Here is a 6,944-nt window from a genome sequence, read left to right as displayed (position 1 = left end):
ATAATAAAAAACTAATAGAGTTAGCACATTACAGAATGCCATTTGGAAAATACAAAGGTTGGTATTTAGTGCACTTACCAGAGCGGTATTTAATATGGTTTAATCAAAAGGGTTTTCCTGAGGGTAAACTAGGTGTTTTGTTAAAATCTATGTTAGAAATTAAAATAAACGGATTAGAAGATATCATTCTAAAAATTCAGAAAGATTTTCCTAAAGAATAGACCGCTTTTGTAATAGCAATTTGCTATTTTTGCTTGCGTTAAGAAAACAACCTAACGCTACATGGCAAACACTAAGTACATATTTGTAACCGGAGGGGTTACATCTTCTCTAGGAAAAGGAATTATAGCTGCATCTTTAGCTAAATTATTACAAGCTAGAGGATATAGAACTACTATTCAAAAATTGGATCCATACATAAATGTAGATCCAGGAACATTAAACCCTTATGAACACGGTGAATGTTACGTTACTGACGATGGTGCAGAAACGGATTTAGACCTTGGGCATTACGAGCGTTTTTTAAATGTTAGAACTTCACAGGCAAACAATGTTACAACTGGTAGAATTTACCAAAGTGTAATAGAAAAGGAGCGTAGAGGAGAGTTTTTAGGTAAAACAGTACAGGTTGTACCTCATATTACCAACGAAATTAAAGAACGTATTCAAATACTTGGAAAAAGTGGTGATTACGATATTGTAATTACAGAAATTGGTGGTACTGTTGGTGATATAGAATCTTTGCCTTATATAGAATCTGTTAGACAATTATTATGGGAGCTAGGTGATAACAATGGTATTGTTATACATTTAACCTTAGTACCATATTTGTCTGCTGCTGGGGAGTTAAAAACAAAACCAACACAACACTCTGTAAAAACATTAATGGAAAGTGGTATTAAGGCCGATATTCTTGTATGTAGAACAGAGCACGAAATTTCTGATGAAATAAAACATAAACTTGCTTTGTTTTGTAATGTTAAAAGAGAAGCGGTTATACAATCTATAGATGCATCTACTATTTACGATGTACCTTTATTAATGCAAGAAGAAGGCTTAGATACTGTTGTTTTAGAACGATTAGCTTTGTCAGACACGGAAAAACCAAATTTAACTACCTGGAACCAGTTTTTAAAGCGTCATAAAAATCCAAAAAATCAAGTTACTATTGGTCTTATTGGTAAGTACGTAGAGTTACAAGATTCTTATAAATCTATTTTAGAAGCATTCATACACGCTGGTGCAGAAAATGAGGTAAAAGTAGTAGTTAAGTCTATACATTCTGAACATATTTTAGGTAAAAATATGTCTGAGGAGTTAAAAGGTTTAGATGGTATTTTAGTAGCACCTGGTTTTGGAGAAAGAGGTATAGAAGGTAAAATAGAAGCTGTACAGTTCGCAAGAGAAAATAAAATTCCGTTTTTAGGTATTTGTTTAGGTATGCAAATGGCAGTTATAGAATTTTCTAGAAACGTTTTAGGTTTAGCAGATGCTAACTCTAAAGAAATGGATGAGGAAACTCCTAATCCTGTTATTAACTTAATGGAAGAGCAAAAAACCGTAGTAAACAAAGGAGGTACTATGCGTTTAGGTACTTGGGCTTGCCATTTAGAAGATAATAGCTTAGTTAAAGAAGTTTACAGTGGTAAAGCAGATATATCTGAACGTCACAGACATAGATACGAGTTTAATAACAAGTACAAAGAACAAATTACAGCTGCAGGTTTACAGGCATCTGGTATTAATAAAGATACAGGTTTGGTAGAGATTGTAGAATTGCCAAAAGAAGTACATCCTTGGTTTATAGGTGTACAGTATCATCCAGAGTACAAGAGTACAGTTGCAAATCCGCACCCATTATTTGTAGGTTTTGTTAAAGCTGCATTAGAACACAAAAAGTAATAAAAGAGTGCCACTTTGGCATAAAGTGTACATTTGGACATATATTTGCAAACTGTAATTTATTATTAACAATATAGATTTATTAGTTTTTACTATAAAATCTTTGACATATTAGAATGGAAGAAAAGAAATTTGATGTAAAAACCCTTATTGGTTTTTTACTAATTTTTGGATTGTTTGTATTATGGTTTAATACCACACAACCAACTGCAGAAGAGCTAGAAGCGCAAAAACAAGAAGAGCAAAAAACAGAAGCAGCAGCAACTGAAAGTAAAGAAGAGAGTGAAAAAGTTGCTGAAGAACCTGTATTAAATTTAGCAGATTCTACTGCAGTTGCTAATTATAAAAGCAAAATAGGTGCTTTTGGTTATACGCCAGCAACAGAAGGTACAACGGTTTTAGAAAACAATGTTCTTTATTTAAGAGTAAGCAATAAAGGAGGACAAATAGTAGAGGCAAAGATGAAAAACTTTGTAACTTATGATTCTCTTCCTGTACATTTAGTAAAAGATAACAACGCTAGTTTTGGGTTAACTTTTTCTACTTCTGATAATAGAGTTTTAGATACTAAAGATTTATTTTTTGAACCTACAATATCTAAAAACGGAAACAACACTGTTCTCTCTATGAGAGCAAAAGTTTCTGCAACAGACTTTTTAGAATACAGATATGAGATTAAGCCAGATGAATACCTGTTAGATTTTAATATTAGATCTCAAGGTTTAAATGGTGTATTAAATAGTGCTGCACCAATTGCTTTAGTTTGGAAACAAAAAGGAATTAGACACAGTAAAAGTGCAACTTACGAGAATAGGTATACACGTTTAACTTATAATCATGATGATGGTGATATTAGTAAATTATCAGAAAGTAGTGATGATGAGGAAGATGAAGAAGTAGATATCAAATGGTTATCATACAGACAGCATTTCTTTAGTTCTATTTTAGCATCAGATAAACATTTTGAAACAGCTAAATTAAGTTCTGTAAATCTAGTTGAAGATGACACTCCAGAAACTAAGTTTACAAAAGAGAATACATCAATATTACCTTTAAAAACAGAAGCAGGTGAGTTAGCTTATAATATGAACCTGTATTACGGGCCAACAGATATTAAAGAGCTGTCTAAATATAAAGAGCTTGGTTTAGAAGATTCTATACCTTACGGATGGGGTATATTTGGATTTATAAACAGATATGTGTTTACACCAGCGTATACATTTTTAAGCGGATTTTTACCTTACGGTATTGCTATTATTGTAATGACAATTTTAGTTCGTTTACTAATGTCACCAGTAACATACAAATCTTACTTATCACAAGCAAAAATGAAGGTTTTAAAGCCTGAAATTGCAGAATTAGGAGAAAAGTACAAAGATAATCCAATGAAAAAGCAGCAAGAAACTATGAAGCTGTATAACAAAGCAGGAGCCAGTCCTATGAGTGGTTGTTTGCCAGCATTGGTACAGTTACCAGTTTTTTATGCTTTATTTATGTTCTTCCCAACTTCTTTTGCATTACGTCAAAAGCCGTTTTTATGGGCAGACGATTTATCTTCTTATGATATTATAGCAGAATTACCATTTAAAATTCCGTTGTATGGAGATCACGTAAGTTTATTTCCAATATTAGCTTCTATTGCTATTTTCTTTTATATGATGATGACATCTGGGCAAAATATGCAACAGCAGCCAGGAATGCCAAATATGAAGTTTATACTTTATTTATCTCCATTAATGATGTTGGTATTCTTTAATAGTTATGCAAGTGGACTTAGTTTGTACTACTTTGTATCTAACTTAATTACAATATTTATAATGTTGGCAATTAAGAAGTTTATTATAGACGAAGATAAAATACACGCTAAAATTCAAGAGAATAAAAAGAAACCTAAGAAAGAAAATAAGTTTCAGAAGAAGATGCGTGAAATGATGGAGCAAGCAGAAGAGCAAAAAAAGAATAGATAATATTCTTTAAACTATATATAAAAAAATCCTGCTTCCTAAATGAAGCAGGATTTTTTTTAGTTGTTTATTTAAATAAAAAAAAGCTCCTATTTCTAGGAGCTTTAGCACTAAGTAGGTTAAGCTTAGTAACATTTGGGACTCCAAAGATGCAACCTATTAGAAGCTTAAAAAAAGTTTAGTTGTAAAAGCCGCTTTTTTGTATGTTAATTAGAGTCATTTTGTTGTTTGGTTTACGACTAAGTTTTTAGTAGATTTTTAATCGATTTAAAACATCGATAAACGGTACATTTCTTTATGAAAAATTAAAGATTTATGGGTGTTAATAGAAATACAAAGCATTTTAGATTTTTGTATTTTTGCAATTCAGAATATAAAAAATGAAAAAAGTAGTAGTAGGACTTTCAGGAGGTGTAGATTCTAGCGTTACAGCTTATCTTTTAAAAGAACAAGGTTATGACGTAATTGGGCTTTTTATGAAAAATTGGCACGATGATTCTGTAACCATTTCTAATGAATGTCCTTGGTTGGAGGATAGTAATGATGCATTAATTGTTGCAGAAAAATTAGGTATTCCTTTTCAAACAGTAGATTTAAGTGCAGAATACAAAGAACGTATAGTAGACTATATGTTTAATGAGTATGAAAAAGGAAGAACACCAAATCCAGACGTACTTTGTAACAGAGAAATTAAGTTTGATGTGTTTATGAAAATTGCAATGCAACTGGGAGCAGATTATGTTGCTACAGGTCATTACTGCAGAAAAACATCGTTTGTAAATGAAGAAGGTAAAGAAATTCACCAGTTATTAGGTGGTAAGGATGATAATAAAGACCAGTCTTACTTTTTATGTCAACTATCACAAGAGCAACTAGCTAAAACATTATTTCCTATTGGAGATCTGCTAAAGCCAGAAGTACGTAAAATTGCAGCAGAAAACGATTTAATTACAGCAGATAAAAAAGATTCTCAAGGTCTTTGTTTTATAGGTAAAGTTCGTTTGCCAGATTTTCTTCAACAAAAACTAAAACCAAAACAGGGAGTTATAGTAGAGGTTTCTTCTAATTTAGAACAATACAATACTGCAATACCAGAGTTTACCACCAAAGAAGAAGAACTGTCTTATTATGCTACAAAACCAGTTTACAATGTAGCAGACGGTAAAGTGGTAGGTGAGCATCAAGGAGCGCATTATTTTACTAAAGGACAGCGTAAAGGTTTGGCTGTTGGTGGTACTAAAGAACCTTTATTTGTTATAGAGACAGATGTTAATGAGAATGTAATATATACCGGTCAGGGTAAAAAACACCCAGGATTGTACCGTAGAACACTTTTTGTTTCTAATGAAGAATTACACTGGGTGCGTACAGATATGGCTTTACAGGTTGATGAAACAATGGAGGTTATGGCACGTATACGCTATAGACAAGCTTTGCAAAAAGCAACTTTATATAAGGTTGATGCTGGTTTGTATGTAGATTTTGAGGAAGAACAATCTGCTATGGCAGAAGGACAATTTGTTGCTTGGCACATAGGAGATGAACTTATAGGTTCTGGAGTTATATCATAATAATTTTTAAGTTTGATAAAATAAGAATATGCAAAATAGAATAACATCATTATTTAATATTGAATATCCAATTATACAAGCCGGAATGATTTGGGCTAGTGGTTGGAAACTTGCGTCTGCTGTTTCTAATGCAGGTGGTTTAGGAATAATTGGTGCTGGGTCTATGTATCCAGATGTTTTAAAAGAGCATATTTTAAAATGTCAAAAAGCTACAAACAAACCTTTTGCCGTTAATGTTCCAATGTTGTACCCTAACGTAGAGGAGATTATGAAAATAATTGTAGACTTGGGTGTAAAAATAGTGTTTACATCTGCAGGTAATCCTAAAACGTGGACAGGTTATTTAAAAGAAAACGGAATTATAGTAGTGCACGTTGTTAGTAGTTTAAAATTTGCATTAAAATCTGAAGCTGCAGGAGTAGATGCTGTTGTTGCAGAAGGTTTTGAGGCAGGCGGACATAACGGTAGAGATGAGACTACTACCTTGGCATTAATACCAGCTGTAAAAGAACAATTAAAAATACCGTTAATAGCAGCAGGAGGTATTGCTACAGGTAAGGCAATGTTGGCTGTTATGGTTTTAGGTGCAGATGGTGTGCAAATTGGTAGTCGTTTTGTAGCAAGTGATGAGGCATCTTCTCATCAATTATTTAAAGAGAGTGTAGTAGCTGCACAAGAAGGAGATACGCAGTTAACATTAAAAGAACTTGCGCCAGTACGCTTACTTAAAAATAAGTTTTTTGTAGAGGTACAAGATGCTTACGCAAAAGGAGCAACACCAGAAGATTTAAAAACACTTTTAGGTAGAGCACGCGCCAAACGTGGTATGTTTGAAGGCGATATGGAAGACGGTGAATTAGAAATAGGACAAGTAGCCGCTATTATTCATAAAATAATGCCAGCGGCAGATATTGTTAAAGAAATAGTAACCGAGTTTCAGTTGGCTAAAAATGCAGCTGTAAATTTATAATCTAGTAGTGTAAAGACTTAAAATAGATAAATGCATCTAGTAGTCTACTACCATACCAAGAAAAGTATTCGCCATCTACCAACTCAACAGTTGTAGATGGCATTATTTTTTTAATCTCATCTATATGTTCTCGCTTAAATGGATAAGGTTCTGATGATAGTAAAATGCAATCAGGGTTTAGTTCTTTAATAGTTTCTAAAGTAGCTTCAGGGTACCTTAAACTGTCTTTAAAAACATTTTTATACTTGTTTAGGCTAAGCATATGATCTATAAAAGTTTCTTTGCCAGCTGCCATATAAGGATCTTTCCAAATTAAATAGGCTACTTTTTTAGTTGGTTTGTCTTTTATAAAATTTTTAAAAGAATTTGCTTCGTTTCTAATAGTGCTAACAATTTTAGTAGCATCTAAAGAGCTATTAAAAATAACACCATATTGGGTAATTAAATCTAACGCATCTTCTAAGTCATTAATGTCTGATACGTGTACGGGGTATATTTTTTCTAGCTGCTCAACAATTTCTTTTGTATTTTCTTCTT

At 32.5% G+C, this 6,944-nt stretch carries 6 protein-coding genes; 5 read left to right on the top strand and 1 reads right to left on the bottom strand.

The window, feature by feature from the left end:
* The 5 genes from ABJD66_RS03050 to ABJD66_RS03030 all read left to right on the top strand — a co-directional run.
* On the top strand, positions 1 to 221 hold a 221-nt coding region (locus ABJD66_RS03050; RefSeq protein ID WP_348128084.1), incomplete at its 5' end, for a DUF3820 family protein.
* Between the two features lie 61 nt (positions 222 to 282).
* A complete protein-coding gene (locus tag ABJD66_RS03045) occupies positions 283 to 1,902 on the top strand; it encodes a CTP synthase (RefSeq protein ID WP_348128081.1) in 1,620 nt (539 codons plus the stop codon).
* A gap of 116 nt (positions 1,903 to 2,018) precedes the next feature.
* On the top strand, positions 2,019 to 3,869 hold the full coding sequence (yidC, locus tag ABJD66_RS03040; protein ID WP_348128078.1) for a membrane protein insertase YidC: 1,851 nt from the start codon (positions 2,019 to 2,021) through the stop codon (positions 3,867 to 3,869).
* A gap of 377 nt (positions 3,870 to 4,246) precedes the next feature.
* Positions 4,247 to 5,437: a tRNA 2-thiouridine(34) synthase MnmA gene (gene mnmA, locus ABJD66_RS03035; RefSeq protein ID WP_100895434.1), complete on the top strand. Its 1,191-nt coding sequence runs from the start codon at positions 4,247 to 4,249 to the stop codon at positions 5,435 to 5,437.
* Between the two features lie 28 nt (positions 5,438 to 5,465).
* Positions 5,466 to 6,407 carry a nitronate monooxygenase gene (locus ABJD66_RS03030; RefSeq protein WP_303543444.1) on the top strand — a complete coding sequence of 314 codons (942 nt, stop codon included), beginning with the start codon at positions 5,466 to 5,468 and terminating at the stop codon, positions 6,405 to 6,407.
* Between the two features lies 1 nt (position 6,408).
* On the opposite strand, the gene ABJD66_RS03025 is transcribed toward ABJD66_RS03030, so the two are convergent.
* The coding region (locus ABJD66_RS03025; protein WP_348128073.1) for a helical backbone metal receptor at positions 6,409 to 6,944 on the bottom strand (536 nt) is incomplete at its 5' end.

It is taken from the genome of Cellulophaga sp., from assembly GCF_039943695.1.
Lineage (GTDB): Bacteria > Bacteroidota > Bacteroidia > Flavobacteriales > Flavobacteriaceae > Cellulophaga.
Note: the sequence above shows the minus strand (reverse complement) of the source record. Positions and strands in the feature narration are given on the sequence as shown.